This window comes from Kordia sp., assembly GCF_965224175.1.
Lineage (GTDB): Bacteria > Bacteroidota > Bacteroidia > Flavobacteriales > Flavobacteriaceae > Kordia.
Map to the genome: position 1 here is coordinate 5,110,094 of NZ_OZ245041.1, position 17,862 is coordinate 5,127,955.

Genomic DNA, 17,862 nt, shown 5'->3' on the forward strand with positions numbered 1-17,862 from the left:
CACAATTACAAATGAGTTGACACCTTAAAAATTGGAATACTTTTTTATAAAATTCAAAAATGTTTATTTGAGGCATTATTAACTTTAAAATAAAAATATGATGAAGCTAAAAACATTAAAAAAGCTCGAAATCAAAGAAAATTTACTGCAAAAAATAGTAGGAGGAAGTAGCAGAAGAAATACATCATCTGAAGCATCTGGTACAGAAGTACCAATTACAGATCCTCATGGTGGATCATCGAACGTTGAAGAAGAAGACGAAAATGAAAGCAGACAATAATTTATCTTTTAATATATACATATGAGACTCAAAACATTAAAAAAGCTCGAAATCAAAGAAAATCTACTGCAAAAAATAGTAGGAGGAAGTAGCAAAAGAAATACATCATCAGAAGCATCTGGCACAGAAGCACCAATTACAGACCCTAACAAAGAAGTTACTGAAGAAGAAGATGCGCATGCAAATAAAGAAAACAGTTAAAAAAATTATTATGAAATTAAAAAGATTACAAAAACGAGAAATCAAAGAAAACCTACTTCAAGCAATGGTAGGAGGAATTACAGATCCTAATGAAGAAGCTTCTTTTCTTGAAGAATTATATGCAAGAGAAGATGAATCAAGTACAAATAATCCGTCAGGATCTGGAAATCAGTCAACATCAACATCAAATTCATCCAGAAGAGCATAAAATAATATACCATTTTATGTATTTCTAGTAGTTTCTTTTACAAGTTTCACGAACTTAACAGAAATAATTGACTATTTAAGTGATCGATAATGGTACTAGCTACTGTTATCGATCATCTTCATTATAAAAGATCATAGAAAATCAGTGTAATTTTATTGTATTTTTTGTAATTTGCTATGCGTGCATAAAATATAATTCATGAAACTTACACCATCAAAAATTAATAAATTCGTATTATTTAAGTTACCATCTGCTTATTTTTCGGGAGTTAGACTCAAAGAAATAACGACAGAAACAGCTACAGTAACTGTAAAACATCGTTGGATCAATCAAAATCCCTTCAAATCTTTATATTGGGCAACACAAGGAATGGCTTCCGAGTTGGCAACAGGTGTTTTAGTGATTCAGGAAATTGAAACTTCTGGAGAAAAGATTTCAATGTTGGTACGATCGCAGAAAGGAACATTTACCAAGAAAGCTACCGGAAGAATTCGATTTGTTTGCAATGATGGATTAAAAGTAAAAGAAGCAATTAAAACTGCTATTGAAACTGGCGAAGGACAAAGTTTAACACTATATGCGGAAGGATTTGACGAAGCAGGCGATAGTGTCTCTAATTTTGAATATGAATGGGGAATTAAACTAAGAAAGAAAAAGTAGTACCTACATAATTGTAACAAAAACCGTCTTTTTACATCTAATTAAGCGCAACCAACACTTTGACTTAGCTCAGTGTAAAAAATAAAAACTATGACAGCACACGAAATAGACTACGAAATCTTCGGCGAAGAAATGCAATATGTTGAAATTGAACTAGATCCGCAAGAAGCCGTTGTGGCAGAAGCAGGAAGTTTTATGATGATGGACGACGGAATTAGCATGAACACCATTTTTGGAGATGGCTCCAATCAAGAAAAAGGAATCCTAGGAAAACTATTTTCTGCCGGAAAACGAATTTTAACAGGAGAGAGTTTGTTTATGACTTCTTTTTTAAACAACAGTTCTTTTGGCGTTCGCAAAGTAAGTTTTGCAGCTCCTTATCCTGGAACAATTATCCCAATTGATTTAACAGACTACAGAGGAAAATTCATCTGCCAAAAAGATGCTTTTCTGTGTGCTGCAAAAGGTGTAACTGTAGGAATTGAATTTTCTAAAAAATTAGGTCGTGGATTCTTTGGTGGAGAAGGATTCATCATGCAAAAATTAGAAGGTGACGGAATGGCTTTTGTAAATGCTGGTGGAACCATGGCAAAAAAACAATTAGCTCCTGGAGAAACATTACGCGTTGACACTGGATGTATTGTAGGATTTACACAAGATGTAGACTACGATATAGAATTTGTTGGTGGAATTAAAAATACATTATTTGGAGGCGAAGGAATGTTCTTTGCAACCTTAAAAGGTCCAGGAACTGTATATATTCAGTCATTACCATTTAGCCGTTTGGCAGGAAGAATTGTTTCTTCTATTCCAAGAAGTGGAAATAGTAAAGGAGAAGGAAGCATTTTAGGAAGCATAGGTGATTTGCTTGACGGAGACAATAGTTTCTAGAGGAAATACTACTTAAAATAACAAGCGTTAATTATCGAATTAGAGTTTATAATTTGAAAATTAACGCTTTTTTCTATTATTTTTATTGGATGTAATATAGTATTAAAAATGCTTTGTGATTACAATTTATAAATTACGACTTGTATTTATATGCTTACATTTTTAAAAAGTTATATATTACGGTATAATTGATTTAAAAGCCAAAAACAACCCAACCTACATCTATGAAAAAAAACTACTTATTGCTTGTCATGTTTCTTTGTACGATATTCAGTCAAGCGCAAAATATCTACATTCCAGATCCTAATTTTAAACAAGCCCTTATTTCCACATATTGTGTAGATTTTGATGGTAATGGCTTGCCAGAAAGTGATGTGGATACTAATAATGATGGAGAAATTCAAGTATCTGAAGCTTTAGCGATCCAAGGTTTAAGACTCGACAATCAATCAATAGCATCATTAGAAGGAATTGGACATTTTACCAATCTAGTATCTTTTTCTTGTTCAAACAATCCTCTTACAGAGTTAGTACTTACACAAAATACAAACTTAAGATTCTTTACATGTAACAATGAATCAGGTACTTTGCTTACAAACATTGACATAAGTCAAAATATAAACTTAGAAGGAATGACAATCATTGGTAATTTGGGATTGACAAGTATAGATATCTCCCAAAATCCAAATTTGAAAAGAGTCAGAATAGGTTCTTGTAATATTTCTAATCTGGATATTAGCCAAAATTCAATTTTACATACTCTTGAACTATTTGATAATCCAATTACAAGTCTAGATTTTAGTCAAAACCCAAATCTTAAAAATTTACATTTGTATGGAAACTCTTTAACAAATATAGATGTAACACCAATTACAGGACTTGAATACTTGCGTGTATTTGATAATCCACTGCCAAACTTAGATCTTTCTCAAAATATAAATTTAGAAAATCTCAACATAGGACAAAATAGTGTCTCTAGTATAGATTTAAGTCAAAATGTAAATTTAGAGATATTAATTGCAAATGAAGTAGGGCTTACATCGTTAGATATTTCACAAAATCCTTTATTAAGATATCTAAATTGTAACTTAAATAATTTAACCACATTAGATTTTTCTCAAAACCCTAATCTAGAATATGTTGAGTGTTATGAAAATCAATTAACTACTTTAGATATAAGCGCAAATCCAAATTTAGAAATCTTTAGATGTCAAGAAAATATGTTGACCAGCATAAATGTAGGCGCAAATCCTAATCTTAGAATTCTTAGTTGTGGTAACAACTTACTAACAAGTTTGGATGTAACTGGAAGTACTGGATTAACTGGTTTGAGTTGTACATATAATGACCTCACAGAATTAGATTTAAGTCAAAATTCTCAACTCTTGGGTGTATCTTGCTACAATAATTCATTAAGAATATTAGACGTCAGTCAAAACCCATTACTTGATAACATTAAATGTATGTACAATGAGTTAGAAGAAATTTATATCAGAAATGGAGTAAATTCACTCTCGTATGAGTTTGGCTATTATGGAAATCCAAATTTAAGATACGTGTGTGTAGATGATGGAGAATTTGATATGGTATCAGGGTCTGCTAATTTACCAGATGGCGCTGTTGTAAGTACTTATTGTCCGTTTACTCCCGGAGAAGCATATCATAATGTCTCTGGAAATACAGCATTAGATACAAATTTAGATGGTTGTGATGTAAATGATGGTGGCTATCCTAACTTAACGTACAATATTAATGATGGAACAACAAATGGAGTTACCATCGCAAATACTTCTGGAGATTATATCATTAACTTTTCAAGTCCTGGAATACATACCATTACTCCAGAAATAGAAAATCCAGATTATTTTTTAATAGCACCAACTATTTTAACGGTTGATACGGCTACCGATCCTAATCCGACCATACAAGATTTTTGTGTAACACCAAATGGAACTAAAAATGATTTGGATGTAACAATAATTCCTTTAGAAATAGCGCGTCCTGGTTTTGATGCACGTTATCAAATTTTATACAGAAATAAAGGAAATACAATACTATCAGGAGCCGTTCAACTTACTTTTGATGATGCTATAATGGATTTAGTGAATACCTCTCCAAATTCAGATATGCAAACAACAAATGTACTCACATGGAATTATATAGGTTTAGCACCATTTGAGACACGAAGCATTATTTTTACCATGAATATCAATGCTCCAACAGAAGTTCCAGCGGTAAATGGCGGAGATATTTTAAGTTTTGAAGCAGTAATTACACCAGTCATAGCAGATGAAACACCTGATGATAATGTAATGAACTTACAACAGGTAGTATTAAATTCATATGACCCTAATGATATTCGCTGTCTTGAAGGTGAAAAAGTTACTACAGATTATATTGACACCTATGTACACTATCTCATCCGTTTTGAAAATACAGGAACAGCTTCAGCAGTAAATGTTGCTGTAAGAGATATTATTGATCAGACTAAATTTGATATTTCAACATTACGCCCAGTTACTAGCAGCCACCAAATGGTAACGAATATAAACAATGGGAATGAAGTTGAATTTCTTTTTGAAAACATCAATCTTCCTTTTGATGATGCTAATAATGACGGTTATCTAGTCTTTAAAATAAAAACCTTAGCATCTTTACAAGAAGGAGATACGTTTGAAAACGTTGCAAATATCTTTTTTGACTTTAATTTCCCTATTGTAACAAATACAGCGACTACTTTAATTGCAAACCCATTGAGTGTTGCAGAAGGAAATCTGTCTACAGATAATCTTACAATCTATCCAAATCCAACAACAGATCTGTTATATATAAAAACGAAAGAAGCATTGACAGCTATTGAAATTAGAACACTTGATGGAAGGCTTGTACAATACGAAATGGTAGAAACAAATAATAATTCCTATGAAATAAATCTATCATTTTTAGCTTCAGGAATGTACATTGTAAATACAACTACAAAGTCACGTAAGACTATTAGTAAAATTTTCAAAGAGTAAAAAGCGATATTGTTAAAGTTTTGTTGAAGAAATGTAAACATGAATTTTTTTTACTACTTTTATAAGACTAAAATAATGCTTATAGAAAAAAACTACGCTGAAAAATTTTAACCTAAACCCTCGTTAAATATGGCAAGAGCGATGTTTGATTACACAAAAACTATACTCAGAAAAGTTAGTTTTGATCCATCACTATTCTGTAAAGAATTACAAAAAGCTTTGCAAAGATTGCTGCCTCACGAGATTGAAGAATTGAAAATTTGGATCAATTCTCTCGTCACAGCAAATCCACAATTAGATCAATGTTTAATTTATTTAAAACCATAAAAAAAGCCGCGATACGTCGCGGCTTTTTTAGTATTTTCTTTCTTCGATTGTTTATATTTATACATGTTTAAAATTGATGATAAAACAACTGCCTATTTCCCCAACCTTTATGCTCAAGGAATACAAATTATTGGAGAAAAAGCTTCTATTTGGAGAAATAAAGAAAAACTAGAAACTCTTCATCTATCTTATATTGATTCCATAGAACTTACGTTTTTAGAAACAAAAAAAGTACATAAAGGGTTTATACAACAGCTTACCAACAGGTTTTTCAATAACAAAAAAACAAATACTGAACTTACAATTAACATCTACGAAATCAAGTTCAATTTCAATCATTACCGTACTGACAATGTAAAAGATACTTTTCATATTGAAATCAATCATGGAGATGTAACCCAATTAACTGAAGAAATAAAACTATTTAACGAAAGTGTAGACCATACATTTGAATTGTATCGTAAAAAAACAAAAGCTACCATACAAAAAGAACACAAGGCTTTGGTAGAAACGGTGCCTACTTTAATTAGAGAATTAAAGCGGTTCTTAAAGAAACAAACATTTGATTATAGTTTAAGAGAAATAGACATGTTTGAAGATTTTTTTCGAGCACACTTAGTTAATCCAAAACAGGTTGGACTCACAAAAGAATCTTTAGATAAACTATTCATTGCTTACATAGCTACAGCATTTTTTTGGTATCTAGGTGGGAAATGGGACTTAGACACTGAGAAAAATAGTGAAACTTATGGCGCTTCTTATGCTGTAACTACTTATGCTAGAGATTACAATACCAGTATTTGCATGGCAGAATGGATTTTCTTAATTAGAACAGGACAAATGGATGAAAGATTAGCTTCTTTTTTTGATCGTATGATTTATTTTTACAAGCAAAACCCTGAAGTCACACTAAAACCAATTAGAAATCAGTATTAGATGTGTAACTAATTTTAAAAAGTATCATTCTTATTGCTGCACCGGACTAATAATTTGCACATTATGAAAGGCAATAGCACCTCTTACAATACCCATGATTACATTTCGTAATGCTTCAATAATCTGCATTTTTAATTCGCTTTTATGAAATAACAAACTTACTTCACGTGCGGGTCTTGGTTCTGAAAAATGACGTAAATATTGACGTTCTTCCTCCTTAAGATCTAAAGTATGTAAATAGGGAAGTAGCGTCATTCCTAAATCTTCGTTAGACAATTTTATAAGCGTTTCAAAGCTTCCACTTTCTAATTGAAAATGATCGTCTGCAATAGCTTTTGGTACTTTACATAAGTTAATTACACCATCTCTAAAACAATGGCCATCTTCTAACAATAAAATATCGTCAATATCTAAATCGGAAGTTTCTAGTTCTTTCTTATCAAACAAACGATGATTTTCTGTAGTATATCCTACAAATGGCTCATAATATAATACACGTTCTTTAATTTGATCATGTCCTAATGGTGTTGCGGCTATTGCTGCGTCCAAATGACCTTCATTCAATCTTTTAATGATCGTTTCTGTCGTTAATTCTTCTATTTTTAAATTAACTTTTGGGTACTTCTTAATAAATGTCTTTAAAAACATTGGTAAAAGTGTAGGCATAATTGTTGGAATAATTCCAAGTTTAAATTCACCGCCAATAAATCCTTTCTGTTGATCTACAATATCTTGCATTCTTCCAGATTCATTGACAATATTACGTGCTTGCTCAACGATTTTTTTACCAATCTCTGTAAGTTGAATAGGTTTCTTGCTTCTATCAAAAATCTGAATCTCCAGTTCGTCTTCTAACTTCTGAATTTGCATACTAAGCGTTGGCTGAGTTACAAATGATTTTTGTGCGGCAAGGGTGAAATTTTGGTGTTCGGCTACTGCCAAAACATATTGTAATTGTGTGATTGTCATAATTGTAATAAATTCGAGTGATAAAAATATAAAAACTATCGATAAAACTTATACTAAAGTGCGTTAAATGTTAAATAAATTTGCTTAAACAAAAAATAAGAATAGAGATGACATTAAACATATTAGGATTAGACATCCAAAAAACAGAAGAATTAGTAGACGACTTAAACGTTTTATTAGCTAATTTTCAAGTATATTATCAAAACCTAAGAGGAATTCACTGGAATATTAAAGGAAAAGGGTTTTTTGAATTGCATGCCAAGTTTGAAGAACTTTACAATGATACGCAAGTAAAGGTTGATGAAATCGCAGAACGGGTATTAACGCTTGGAGGAGAACCTTTGCATACTTTTGAAGATTATATAGCGAATGCCAAAGTTCCGGTAGGAAAGCACATTTCGCAAGACGAAAAAGCGGTTGCTTTGATTGTATCTTCTATTTCAGAACTCTTGCAATTAGAAAGATCATTACTAAACAAAGCTGGTGAAGCCAATGACGAAGGAACAAATGCTATGATGAGCGATTTAATTTCTGAACAGGAAAAAACTGTTTGGATGATGAATGCTTGGATGGATAAGTAGTATTTTAGTTTATAAGCTTATTTACAAACAAAAAGTGATACAATTATGTATCACTTTTTTGTTTTACACCAATACCAAATACCTATGAGCTATATTTAAAGAACAATATTCAATGTTAGGTCTTTATCTTTTACTGTAAATTTTGAAGATCCAAATTCTGGTGGTCCATAACTCATAGGGTTGTTAGACATTCCATAATCTTCTTTTGGCATTCCGTTATCTTCGAAATCCATACGTCCGTTGTCGTTTTCATCATGTACACACGTAATAGCATATTCGCCTTTTGGTACATTTGTAAAGGTTACTTTTACTTTGTTATTTTCAATAGTACTTCCAGTTGCCTGAATTGGCTTTGTTTTCATAAATGTATTTTCTGTGTACAAAGCAAACAACACTTTTCCGTCGTTATTTTTTATTTTGTTTACGGTTACTGTAATAGTGATTCCTTCCTCTGAGTTGTTGGTTTGTGCTGTTGTAAAGAAACCTGTTAAGAATACTGCGATTAAAATTAAATTTTTCATGTCTGATTGTTTTATTGATTAATGAATTATTTTTTATTACACTGAGCTAAGCTGAATGTGTTGATTGATGATTCAAAAGTCCATAAAAATTGTAATCACGCATAAAAAAAGATACCTAACTGTAATTTTTGAAGGATGAATTGTAGAAAAGGAATTAGGATTTGAGTTTTAGAACTAGTTTTGGGAACCTTTTTTAAAAAGAATGCGTCTATATAGATATACAGGAGTTTACTGTTTTACGAATTGAAATTTTTTTTGTTCACATTGTGGTTTTCGGTTTATCAGCAGAAGAATTGTAAACTTTAGTTAATTGAATTATTTAGGTTAATCATACACTATAAAAGTATCAGCTTACCATGAATTTATTATATAGTATAGTTGTATGAAAGAGGGTGAAAAGCGGACTGAAAAGTTCGCTTTTTTACACTAAATCTATATTCTTATTATTTTTCATTGTTACTTTGAACACTTTTAGAGGTAACAAATATTTGGGATAAACTTTCATAAAATACATCCACAAACTTTGAAAGCCTTCCAAAATCTGTATTGAAATCAGCTCCCTTGTATGAAAAGAAAAGACAAGGCTAATCATTTTCATCGACATAATAACACTAAAAAAGAGGACAGAAATAAAAAAGGAAAATTCTCTATTTCTGTTCTCTTAGGGTTTCTAGGAAAAAATAAGTTAAAATTACTCTTTCACAATTTTTAATGTTTTATAATCGTCCAATTTCAATACATACATTCCTTTAGACAAATGTTGTATATTTATACTGTTATTTTCTGAGGTTGCTCCTGTTTGTACTAAGCGCCCAGAAATATCATAAAGTGTGTATCTTACTGGTTGCATTAATCCTGAAATTTGAAATCTATCCTTTGTCGGATTTGGAAATACAGCTATAGAATCAGAAGATTCAAAACTATCTGTACTTAAAGTATTCAAGTTTATCAATCTTACATTGTCAATATAAATAGAACCACCATTGGTCACATTATTTTGTTTTTCACCCGCAGCCAATCGCAAACTAATATCACTCGTTGTTGTAGTTGTAATTTCATAGGTTCTATGTGTTGAAAAAACTGTCGTTGTAGGAACTACTATAAAGTTTGAAGTAGTAGTCATACCATCAGTTATTTGATTATAATATGTAAAATCTCGATTGACATTTGTGTTATCATCACTAAACTGGTATTCTATGTAATACGAACCAGCTGGTACATTTGTGAAAGTAACTGGTTCTACCCTAGCTGTCACTTCAATATAAGCTGCTGTATAATTAAATCCAACACCTTGTCCTGTTCCATTAACAGCTGCATCTGTAGACAATGCAACACTATTTCTATAACTAAGAGCTCCACCAGAAATTGGAGTTGTGGAAGTTGCATCAAAGTTTTCTTCTTGCTCAACAGTAGTACCAGATACCGTTGTAGGCAAAACAGTATTCATTTTTATAAGTTCTACAGTATCTATATATACTAATGAGTTCGTGAACGCTGATACAAAAGGAGACATCTGCATTGTAAAACTCAAATCACTCGTCGTTGTAATTGAAATTTGTGCAGTGTATCGTTTTTGAAAACTACCACTTCCTGTTTGTATACCTACGGTTTGTGTTTTTGAATTTGTACCATCAGAAATGACAGCATCGTATGAGAATCCAGCATTTTCGGCATTAATATCGTATTGAATAATATAGTCTCCTGGAGCAACATTGTTGAAAGTATGTAAGGTAATTTCTTCCTCTTCAAAAAGATTAGCATCGTAACGGAACTCTATTCCTTTACCAGTACCATTTACATCTGCTACTGCCGAAAGCGCAATACTATTGTTAAAGGTAATTCCTCCATTTCCTGACGGCGCTGAAGAAGCTGAATCAAAATTTTCGGTAGCAACTACAGTTCCATCATCTAATATATTAATATTCACATCAGGAAGAGGCATGTCGAGTGGTAAATTTTTTCCTCCACTTACAATCGAAGCACCTAGATTTAGATTCCCATCCCAAAAAGATGCTGATGTTCCTGAGGCTGTATTATCAAGATTTGAACCTGTAGTCGTAATCGGTGAATAAATGACCAAACCGTCAGTACTATTGTCTATTCTATAGTCTTTAAAAAAATCTATTTCTGTTTGAGTTCTAGCTGTATTCCAAAAACGTATTTCATCTATCAATCCATAAAAATGACGTCCCGACCATGTTGGGTTTTCTCCTATTAATAAATTTACAGATGATGGATCTATTGAACCACTAAAAGACGTAGTTGCTTTTAATTCTCCATTTACATATAAACTTACGCTATGTCCATTAAATACACCTGCTATATGATACCATTGATTGGGTGTAATTGTAGTATTCCAATATGCATTTCGCCAACCACTTGTGGTTCCAATATTAAAATCTATTCCATCGGCTCCTATTCGTAGGTCATAACCTTTTTCACCAGATTCTGATTTTGAAAAAATTGATCCTGCCCAATAATTTGCTTGTAACTGCGTAGGATATACCCATGCTTCTAAGGTTATAGCATTGGTAGGGTTAAAAGCCGAGGAAATTGGATAACCAACATTCGAATTACCACCATTGGGCAATTGTAAGGCATACTGCCCAAAACTTAATTGAGAAAAGGTGAATGTAATTAGTAGAGAAATAAGGGAGTAATTGTTTTTCATTTAAGTATTATTTTTTTGTGATTGTGCAAATCAAACAATAATGAATGGCAATCGGAACTAGGGATATTCAAAATCAGTAGTAGCCCTTAAGTATTCTACTTACAAATTGACAAAAATCAGTAGTAACCCTTAGACGGTTATTGCGTAATTAGAGATGATTTTTCTATATTCGAATCATGAAATTGACTATTCCTCTAAACCAATTAATGAAGAAATGCATGTTTTTAATATTTCTATGCTTTTTGGGAATATGTATAGTAAGTTGTAATAGGAATGCGCAAGTTGAGATTCCTGAAGAATATGCTCTTTTACGTGATAGATCGAATTTTAAAGACAGTTTGTATGAGTCCACTTTTTCTAAAGCGTATCAAAGATTTTTATCTGAAAGAAAGTATGGTATTACTGCACAAATATTAATGGCAAAAGGAGATGCACTAGATTACTACTTACAATATGATTCTATCTATTTAAAACAATGTGTTGATTTCATTACCAAATATGACCAATCTTTAAGTGATAATCAAAACATGGAAATTCACTATTTTATTGGTTCACAATACGACTTTAATAGAAATATTAAAGAAAGTAAAAGATGGCTCACAGATGCTATTGCATACAGTCCCAACCCAAAGAAAGAAACTATTGAAGGATTTTCGCATTTGATTCTTTCCGATCAACAGAAAATACAAGGACAATTAGATAGTTCACAATACCATGCGTTTGAAGCCTTAAAAGTGTTTGAAGCAACTAAAGATACCACAAACATTAGCTCTATTCAATACAGCCTATTCAGAATCTCATCAAGTATGAATGATGATAAAAATGCTAAAAAAGCATTGAATAGAATGATTTACTATGGGAAAGCGGCCAAAGATACATCTAATATATGTTTGGCATACGCAGGACATGCACTACATTTTATAAAAACCGACACCACATATCAAAGCTTGATTGCTTATAAAGATAGCTTAGGGAATTTATTAAAGCATTGGAAAAAACCTGTGCAGCACTATTTGTTTATGGATTCGTATTTTAAAACAGCTATTCATATTAAAAATAATGAGATAGAGGCTGCCGAAAAAGAATTAGCGAAAGCAGATTCTTTGGCAAATCCAAACGGTTACCATCATAATTATTACTTAAAAGATGCAAGACTTAACCTATCGTATGCAAAAACAGGCAACTATAATCAGGAACTTTTTGAGGAAATGGTTAATGCTGCAGAAAAAGCTAAAGATTATTACAGAGGAATCAATCTGTTAAGGGATATGATTGCTTCTAAGGAAAAAGTAAAAGAGTATGAACAAGCTTTTTTATACTTAAAGAAACACAATAGACTCCGAGATTTTCTGTGGAATAAAGACTTAAAGGCTAAGATATATGAGTTTGAAAAAAAGTTTCAAACCTCAAAAAAAGAACAAAAAATAGCAGAACAAGAAAAATCAATCATACAACAAAATAGTATTATCGGCTTGCTTCTATTGAGTATAATTATCATTGGCTTAGGTTTTGTCATTTACAATACACGAAAAAAGCGTCGTGCTTTAGAAAAGGAACAACAACTACAGGAAAGCTTTACTCAACAACTTCTTGAGAATACAGAAAATGAACGTAGCCGTATTGCAGGTGATTTGCATGATAGCGTAAATCATAAACTATTGCAAATTAGTACAAAAGCTAAAGACGGAAAACCTATTGAGCATTCTGAACTCGCTAAGATTATTGAACAAGTACGAAACATTAGTCATAATCTACATCCAGTAATGTTTGAACGTATAGGTTTAGAAAAAAGCATCGAAGAATTGTGTCGCAATATAATGGAAACTACAAATCTGCTTATAAGTACACAGATTTCGTATACCAAAACCTTGAGCACACAACAAGAACTACAAATTTATCGTATTGTAGAAGAAGCACTCAATAATATTATAAAACACAGTAAAGCTAATAACGCACTAATCAAAATAATTAGTTCTCAATCTGAATTAGATATTAGTATTAGAGATAATGGAAAAGGGTTTGATGTAGAGAGTTTAAAAGGTGATAAAATTACTTTTGGACTAGCAAATATTAAACAGCGCGCCAAGTCTATAAAAGGGAATCTTAACTTTGTATCAAATCCGAAAGGAACACAATTAAATCTTACCGTAAAAACGTAAACATGAGAAAAAGTATTATCATAGCTGAAGACCATCCTATAACTGCAAGAGGCATGGAAAATGTATTAACTACTATGGGATATCACGTATTGGGAACGTATCAAAACGGTTTACAAGCGCTGAATCAAATTTGTTTGCAAAAACCTGATTATGTATTACTTGATGTGCAAATGCCAGGCATGTGCGGGTTAGATATTGTGGAAAACTTGCATAAGAAGAATATAAAAGTCAAGACAATTATCTATACAATGTTTACAGATATTAATTTATTGGAACAAGCAAAAAACTTAAATGTAAACGGTTATCTGCTTAAAGAATTTGCAATAGATGATTTAAAAGAATGTATGCATGCTTTAGAACGTAACATGAATTGGTATAATCCTAAACTGGAAGAAAAACTAAAAAAGACAAAAGTCACTTTTTCACCTGAATTATTTTGTAAGCTTACCACTAGGGAACGAGCTGTGCTTAATTGCATTGCGAATAATATGTCTACCAAAGAAATTGCCGATGAACAATTTATTAGTGAACGAACTGTGGAAAGTCATCGAAGAAACATAAAAATAAAATTAAACTTGCCTGACAAGAAAAATGCTTTACTTGTTTGGGCGATTGAAAATAAAGGTTTTTTCTCGCTTATGGAATGAATTTATTTCAATACGCATATAAAACTTTATATTCTTCATTTCTCGATATACTTCTTGTTAAAGGAAATAACATAGTATAGCTTTTTGCACTAAACCTAAATTCTTGTGTTTTTATTTCTTTCCTCAGGTGAAATTGATGTATTAGTCAAGTTCTTTTGTAATTTTTGTAAAGAACAAAAATATATTTACTAAGTAGTAAAAGTAAGTTTACTACGTAGTAAAGTGGATTTTGCTAGGTAGTAAAAAGTAAAAACCTCTTGAGGTTAAATTGTATTTATAAAGACAAAAAAATAAAAACGTCTTGATATCACATTTCTTTTGTCTATTAGATTTAAGGCGGACGAAGAGAACAGAAAATTGTTTTAAAAAGTATATCTTGTTGTTTTTAACATCAAGTCACATAATTTTTAGCGATATTGACCATTTAATAAGCGACATATGAAAAAAATAGTTCTTGTTCTTCTATTAGTAATTCCCGGTTTTTTATTCAGTCAGATTGATCACTCGATTGGAACCGTATATTACAAACAAAATAATTCCATTTACACGATTTTTAGCAATCAGAATCAAACACTCATAGGACAAAAAGGTATTGAGTATCGCGAAGGTAAAGTAGCTACTGATATCGCAAAAGTGTTTGGTGCTGTATATTATCCGGCAAACAATACTATTTATGCGATTTATGCAGATTCCAAAGGAACGCTTATTGGACAAAAAGGACTAGAATATAGAGAAGGTAAAGTAGCAAAAGACATTGCAAAAGTGTTTGGAAGCGTATTTTATCCAGCAACGAATACAATGTACATGATTTATGCAGATTCTAAAGGAACATTAATAGGGCAGAAAGGAATTGAATATCGTGACGGAAAGACGGCTACAGATATTGCTAAGGTATTCGGAACCTTGTATTATCCGCCAAATAATACTATTTATGTAATGTATGCAGATTCTAAAGGAACATTGATAGGGCAGAAAGGGATTGAATATCGTGATGGAAAAACAGCAACAGATATCAAGAAAACATTTGGAACTGTATTTTATCCAGCAAGCAATACAATTTATGTAATGTATGCAGATTCTAAAGGAACGTTAATTGGACAGAAAGGAATTGAGTATCGTGAAGGGAAAACAGCTTCAAATCTCTCAAAGGTATTTGGAACGCTTTATTATCCTGCTAGTAATACTATTTATGTAATGTATGCAGATTCCAAAGGAACACTTATTGGTCAAAAAGGACTTGAATATCGTGAAGGAAAAACGGTGAATTAGAAGAATAAAATATTCCCCTAACTAGCGCGAGTTTCCAACTCGTGATAAACAAACTAAAAAAGGCATCTATGAATTTGTGGCAAAATATTTAAAACCACGAATTACACCAAACCTCTGGCTTTCATTTCCAAATACTTATTAATAGTGTCGATTGTTAAGTTTTCTGGAGTTGTTAGAATAGAATAAATTCCGAACTTCTTTAATTCGTTTACAATCAGACGTTTTTCAAAAGAGAACTTTTCAGCAATCACTTTGTCATATGCTTCTTGTATGGTGGTAGCTTCATCATCTATTAAGGCATCTAATTCTGTATTTTTAAAGAAAATCACCACTAATAAATGATTTTTAGCAATTCCTTTTAAGTAAGGAAGTTGTCTATTTAAAGCATCTAGCGTTTCAAAGTTCGTGTACAATAACACAAGACTTCTATGCTTTATATTTCGCTTAATATCTGCATACAAACGTCCAAAATCCGATTCAAAGAAATCTGTATTTACATTATACAGCGATTCCAAAATCATGTTCATTTGCGCACTTCGCTTTTCAGCAACTACCATATTTTCTACTTTCTTTGAAAAAGTAAACATTCCGGCTTTGTCTTGTTTCTTTAAAATAACATTGCTCATTACCAATGTCGCGTTGATAGCATAATCCAACAAACTCAATTCGTTGAATGGCATTTTCATCACACGACCTTTATCAATCACAGAATATACAGGTTGCGATTTTTCATCTTGGTATTGATTCACCATCAACTGATTGCGTTTCGCTGTAGCTTTCCAGTTAATGGTTCGTAAATCGTCTCCAGTTACGTATTCCTTAATTTGTTCAAACTCCATCGTGTGACCAATACGGCGAATCTTCTTGATTCCGTACATCGTCAAGTTGTTGCTAATGGCGAGCAAATCATACTTTTTTAACTGTAAAAATGCAGGATATGTTGGCACCATAACTTCATTGTCAAAAAAGAAGCGACGTGATACCAATCCTAAAATAGACATTACATATATATTCAGTTTCCCAAATTTATATTCACCACGTTCTGTAGGGCGCAACATATACTTCAGTTCAATAACACTAGAAGCGGTTATTTTTTTCTCTATAGAAAAGTCGCGGACTTGAAATTGTTCTGGGATTTCATCGATAATTTTTGTGTAAATAGAAAACGTATAAAAATTCTCTAATCGTAAGTATACATTATTTTCATCTCCATTCGAAAACTTTTCTGGTGTTTGTCGTTTTCCAGAAATTCCAGTTCTCGTCCAGTATAAAATAAAAATATCAAGTATTGTAAATGTTATGAAAATCAGCAAAAGTAGCTTTGAAATATAAAAGAGTTTAGGAAATATAAAACTCACAATAAAGCATACAATGATCGCCAAACATCCGTAAAAGAAACGGTTTTGGAGATATAATGATTTAAAAAATCTTTTAATCAATTGCACTAGTTTGCTGTTTTTTGAAACAATACGAATTATCGAGGAATCTCAATAGTTTGTATAATTTGATTGATAATTTGTTTTGAAGTCACACCTTCCATTTCGCGCTCAGGCGTTACAATAATACGATGTTGCAATACAGGTACTGCTACTTGCTTGATATCTTCAGGCGTAACAAAATCACGTCCGTTCATTGCTGCATACGCTTTAGAAGCTTTCAATATAGCAATAGAAGCTCTTGGAGAAGCACCAATATATAAAAATTGATTGCTACGTGTATTGACGATAATTTCAGCAATGTATTTTAATAAATGCGGTTCTACAATGATATCATTTACTAAGTTTTGATACTTAATAATTTGTTCTTTGCTTAAAAATGCACTGATTTTATCAACCTTTTTTGTTTCTTTCAGTTGATGTTCGCGTGCTATGATTTCAACTTCTTCCTCAAGATTTGGATAGTCTACATTTATTTTAAACAAGAAACGGTCTAATTGAGCTTCAGGCAAACGATACGTACCTTCTTGTTCAATTGGGTTTTGCGTTGCCAATACCATAAATGGAGCAGCTAAAGAATACTTTTCACCATCCATAGTAATTTGACGTTCTTCCATTACTTCAAATAATGCAGCTTGCGTTTTTGCAGGCGCACGGTTAATCTCATCAATGAGGAGCATGTTTGTAAATACAGGTCCTTTTTTAAATTCAAACTCAGATTTTTTCATATCAAAAATCGAAGTTCCCAAAATATCACTTGGCATTAAATCAGGTGTAAACTGAATACGTCCAAAATCTACTGTTAACGATTTAGCAAGCAATTTTGCTGTAATCGTTTTGGCAACTCCAGGAACACCTTCAATCAGTACATGACCTTTGGCAAGTAAAGCGGTAATCAGCATGTCAATCATACCTTTTTGTCCTACAATTACTTTAGAGAGTTCTTGTCGTATTTTGTGAATTCCTTTTTGTAATTCGGTTAAGTCAATTCGGTTGGTGAATGACAATGGATCTACATAATTTTTATGTGCATCTTGTTCGTTATTTTCTCCTGTAAAGTCCATATATTGAATTTAATGTATTGTAAAT

Annotated in this window: 17 protein-coding genes; 12 read left to right on the top strand and 5 right to left on the bottom strand. The window is 31.9% G+C overall.

Annotated elements, in window-relative coordinates; translation table 11 throughout:
- Positions 1 to 97 precede the first annotated feature (97 nt).
- From ACOQOS_RS22295 to ACOQOS_RS22330, 8 genes are all read left to right on the top strand, one after another.
- Entirely contained in the window at positions 98 to 280 is a 183-nt protein-coding gene (locus ACOQOS_RS22295) for a hypothetical protein (protein WP_420572639.1), read from the top strand.
- A 21-nt stretch (positions 281 to 301) separates the two neighbouring features.
- Positions 302 to 481: a hypothetical protein gene (locus ACOQOS_RS22300; protein ID WP_420572640.1), complete on the top strand. Its 180-nt coding sequence runs from the start codon at positions 302 to 304 to the stop codon at positions 479 to 481.
- 10 nt (positions 482 to 491) lie between these two features.
- The gene (locus ACOQOS_RS22305; RefSeq protein WP_420572641.1) at positions 492 to 689 is read left to right on the top strand and encodes a hypothetical protein; all 198 of its coding nucleotides are present in this window, start codon (positions 492 to 494) and stop codon (positions 687 to 689) included.
- Positions 690 to 887: 198 nt separating this feature from the next.
- Positions 888 to 1,349: a DUF4442 domain-containing protein gene (locus ACOQOS_RS22310; protein WP_420572642.1), complete on the top strand. Its 462-nt coding sequence runs from the start codon at positions 888 to 890 to the stop codon at positions 1,347 to 1,349.
- A gap of 90 nt (positions 1,350 to 1,439) precedes the next feature.
- The gene (locus ACOQOS_RS22315) at positions 1,440 to 2,240 is read left to right on the top strand and encodes a TIGR00266 family protein (protein ID WP_420572643.1); all 801 of its coding nucleotides are present in this window, start codon (positions 1,440 to 1,442) and stop codon (positions 2,238 to 2,240) included.
- A 224-nt stretch (positions 2,241 to 2,464) separates the two neighbouring features.
- Entirely contained in the window at positions 2,465 to 5,257 is a 2,793-nt protein-coding gene (locus ACOQOS_RS22320; RefSeq protein WP_420572644.1) for a DUF7619 domain-containing protein, read from the top strand.
- Between the two features lie 129 nt (positions 5,258 to 5,386).
- Complete coding sequence (locus ACOQOS_RS22325; RefSeq protein WP_420572645.1) at positions 5,387 to 5,584, top strand: hypothetical protein; 198 nt, start codon at positions 5,387 to 5,389, stop codon at positions 5,582 to 5,584.
- Positions 5,585 to 5,647: 63 nt separating this feature from the next.
- Positions 5,648 to 6,520, top strand: coding sequence for a hypothetical protein (locus ACOQOS_RS22330; protein ID WP_420572646.1), 873 nt, complete (start codon positions 5,648 to 5,650; stop codon positions 6,518 to 6,520).
- Positions 6,521 to 6,550: 30 nt separating this feature from the next.
- Here the strand turns inward: ACOQOS_RS22330 and ACOQOS_RS22335 are convergent, their stop codons facing one another.
- Complete coding sequence (locus tag ACOQOS_RS22335; protein WP_420572647.1) at positions 6,551 to 7,489, bottom strand: LysR substrate-binding domain-containing protein; 939 nt, start codon at positions 7,487 to 7,489, stop codon at positions 6,551 to 6,553.
- A 107-nt stretch (positions 7,490 to 7,596) separates the two neighbouring features.
- Between ACOQOS_RS22335 and ACOQOS_RS22340 the strand changes: the two genes are divergently transcribed.
- Positions 7,597 to 8,070, top strand: coding sequence for a Dps family protein (locus ACOQOS_RS22340; protein WP_420572648.1), 474 nt, complete (start codon positions 7,597 to 7,599; stop codon positions 8,068 to 8,070).
- A gap of 95 nt (positions 8,071 to 8,165) precedes the next feature.
- Here ACOQOS_RS22340 and ACOQOS_RS22345 read toward each other — a convergent pair whose 3' ends face one another.
- Positions 8,166 to 8,591 (bottom strand): DUF2141 domain-containing protein, encoded by a 426-nt coding sequence (locus tag ACOQOS_RS22345; RefSeq protein WP_420572649.1) that lies wholly within the window; start codon positions 8,589 to 8,591, stop codon positions 8,166 to 8,168.
- Between the two features lie 691 nt (positions 8,592 to 9,282).
- Positions 9,283 to 11,262, bottom strand: a complete 1,980-nt coding sequence (locus ACOQOS_RS22350; protein ID WP_420572650.1) for a LamG-like jellyroll fold domain-containing protein — start codon at positions 11,260 to 11,262, stop codon at positions 9,283 to 9,285.
- 206 nt (positions 11,263 to 11,468) lie between these two features.
- Here ACOQOS_RS22350 and ACOQOS_RS22355 point away from each other — a divergent pair, with 206 nt between their 5' ends.
- The 3 genes from ACOQOS_RS22355 to ACOQOS_RS22365 all read left to right on the top strand — a co-directional run bounded on the left by ACOQOS_RS22355 (position 11,469) and on the right by ACOQOS_RS22365 (position 15,337).
- Positions 11,469 to 13,421, top strand: a complete 1,953-nt coding sequence (locus ACOQOS_RS22355) for a sensor histidine kinase (RefSeq protein WP_420572651.1) — start codon at positions 11,469 to 11,471, stop codon at positions 13,419 to 13,421.
- A gap of 2 nt (positions 13,422 to 13,423) precedes the next feature.
- Positions 13,424 to 14,068, top strand: a complete 645-nt coding sequence (locus ACOQOS_RS22360; RefSeq protein ID WP_420572652.1) for a DNA-binding response regulator — start codon at positions 13,424 to 13,426, stop codon at positions 14,066 to 14,068.
- 438 nt (positions 14,069 to 14,506) lie between these two features.
- Positions 14,507 to 15,337, top strand: coding sequence for a hypothetical protein (locus ACOQOS_RS22365; RefSeq protein WP_420572653.1), 831 nt, complete (start codon positions 14,507 to 14,509; stop codon positions 15,335 to 15,337).
- A 101-nt stretch (positions 15,338 to 15,438) separates the two neighbouring features.
- On the opposite strand, the gene ACOQOS_RS22370 is transcribed toward ACOQOS_RS22365, so the two are convergent.
- Both ACOQOS_RS22370 and ACOQOS_RS22375 read right to left on the bottom strand, forming a co-directional pair.
- Complete coding sequence (locus ACOQOS_RS22370; RefSeq protein ID WP_420575175.1) at positions 15,439 to 16,773, bottom strand: DUF58 domain-containing protein; 1,335 nt, start codon at positions 16,771 to 16,773, stop codon at positions 15,439 to 15,441.
- Between the two features lie 38 nt (positions 16,774 to 16,811).
- On the bottom strand, positions 16,812 to 17,837 hold the full coding sequence (locus tag ACOQOS_RS22375) for an AAA family ATPase (RefSeq protein WP_420572654.1): 1,026 nt from the start codon (positions 17,835 to 17,837) through the stop codon (positions 16,812 to 16,814).
- Between the last annotated feature and the right edge of the window lie 25 nt (positions 17,838 to 17,862).

Excerpts from the sequence above, each read along its gene's own strand:
- ACOQOS_RS22295 (WP_420572639.1), top strand. The coding sequence starts at position 98 with ATGATGAAGCTAAAAACATTAAAAAAGCTCGAAATCAAAGAAAATTTA.
- ACOQOS_RS22300 (WP_420572640.1), top strand. The coding sequence starts at position 302 with ATGAGACTCAAAACATTAAAAAAGCTCGAAATCAAAGAAAATCTACTG.
- ACOQOS_RS22305 (WP_420572641.1), top strand. The coding sequence starts at position 492 with ATGAAATTAAAAAGATTACAAAAACGAGAAATCAAAGAAAACCTACTT.
- ACOQOS_RS22310 (WP_420572642.1), top strand. The coding sequence starts at position 888 with ATGAAACTTACACCATCAAAAATTAATAAATTCGTATTATTTAAGTTA.
- ACOQOS_RS22315 (WP_420572643.1), top strand. The coding sequence starts at position 1,440 with ATGACAGCACACGAAATAGACTACGAAATCTTCGGCGAAGAAATGCAA.
- ACOQOS_RS22320 (WP_420572644.1), top strand. The coding sequence starts at position 2,465 with ATGAAAAAAAACTACTTATTGCTTGTCATGTTTCTTTGTACGATATTC.
- ACOQOS_RS22325 (WP_420572645.1), top strand. The coding sequence starts at position 5,387 with ATGGCAAGAGCGATGTTTGATTACACAAAAACTATACTCAGAAAAGTT.
- ACOQOS_RS22330 (WP_420572646.1), top strand. The coding sequence starts at position 5,648 with ATGTTTAAAATTGATGATAAAACAACTGCCTATTTCCCCAACCTTTAT.
- ACOQOS_RS22335 (WP_420572647.1), bottom strand. The coding sequence starts at position 7,489 with ATGACAATCACACAATTACAATATGTTTTGGCAGTAGCCGAACACCAA.
- ACOQOS_RS22340 (WP_420572648.1), top strand. The coding sequence starts at position 7,597 with ATGACATTAAACATATTAGGATTAGACATCCAAAAAACAGAAGAATTA.
- ACOQOS_RS22345 (WP_420572649.1), bottom strand. The coding sequence starts at position 8,591 with ATGAAAAATTTAATTTTAATCGCAGTATTCTTAACAGGTTTCTTTACA.
- ACOQOS_RS22350 (WP_420572650.1), bottom strand. The coding sequence starts at position 11,262 with ATGAAAAACAATTACTCCCTTATTTCTCTACTAATTACATTCACCTTT.
- ACOQOS_RS22355 (WP_420572651.1), top strand. The coding sequence starts at position 11,469 with ATGAAGAAATGCATGTTTTTAATATTTCTATGCTTTTTGGGAATATGT.
- ACOQOS_RS22360 (WP_420572652.1), top strand. The coding sequence starts at position 13,424 with ATGAGAAAAAGTATTATCATAGCTGAAGACCATCCTATAACTGCAAGA.
- ACOQOS_RS22365 (WP_420572653.1), top strand. The coding sequence starts at position 14,507 with ATGAAAAAAATAGTTCTTGTTCTTCTATTAGTAATTCCCGGTTTTTTA.
- ACOQOS_RS22375 (WP_420572654.1), bottom strand. The coding sequence starts at position 17,837 with ATGGACTTTACAGGAGAAAATAACGAACAAGATGCACATAAAAATTAT.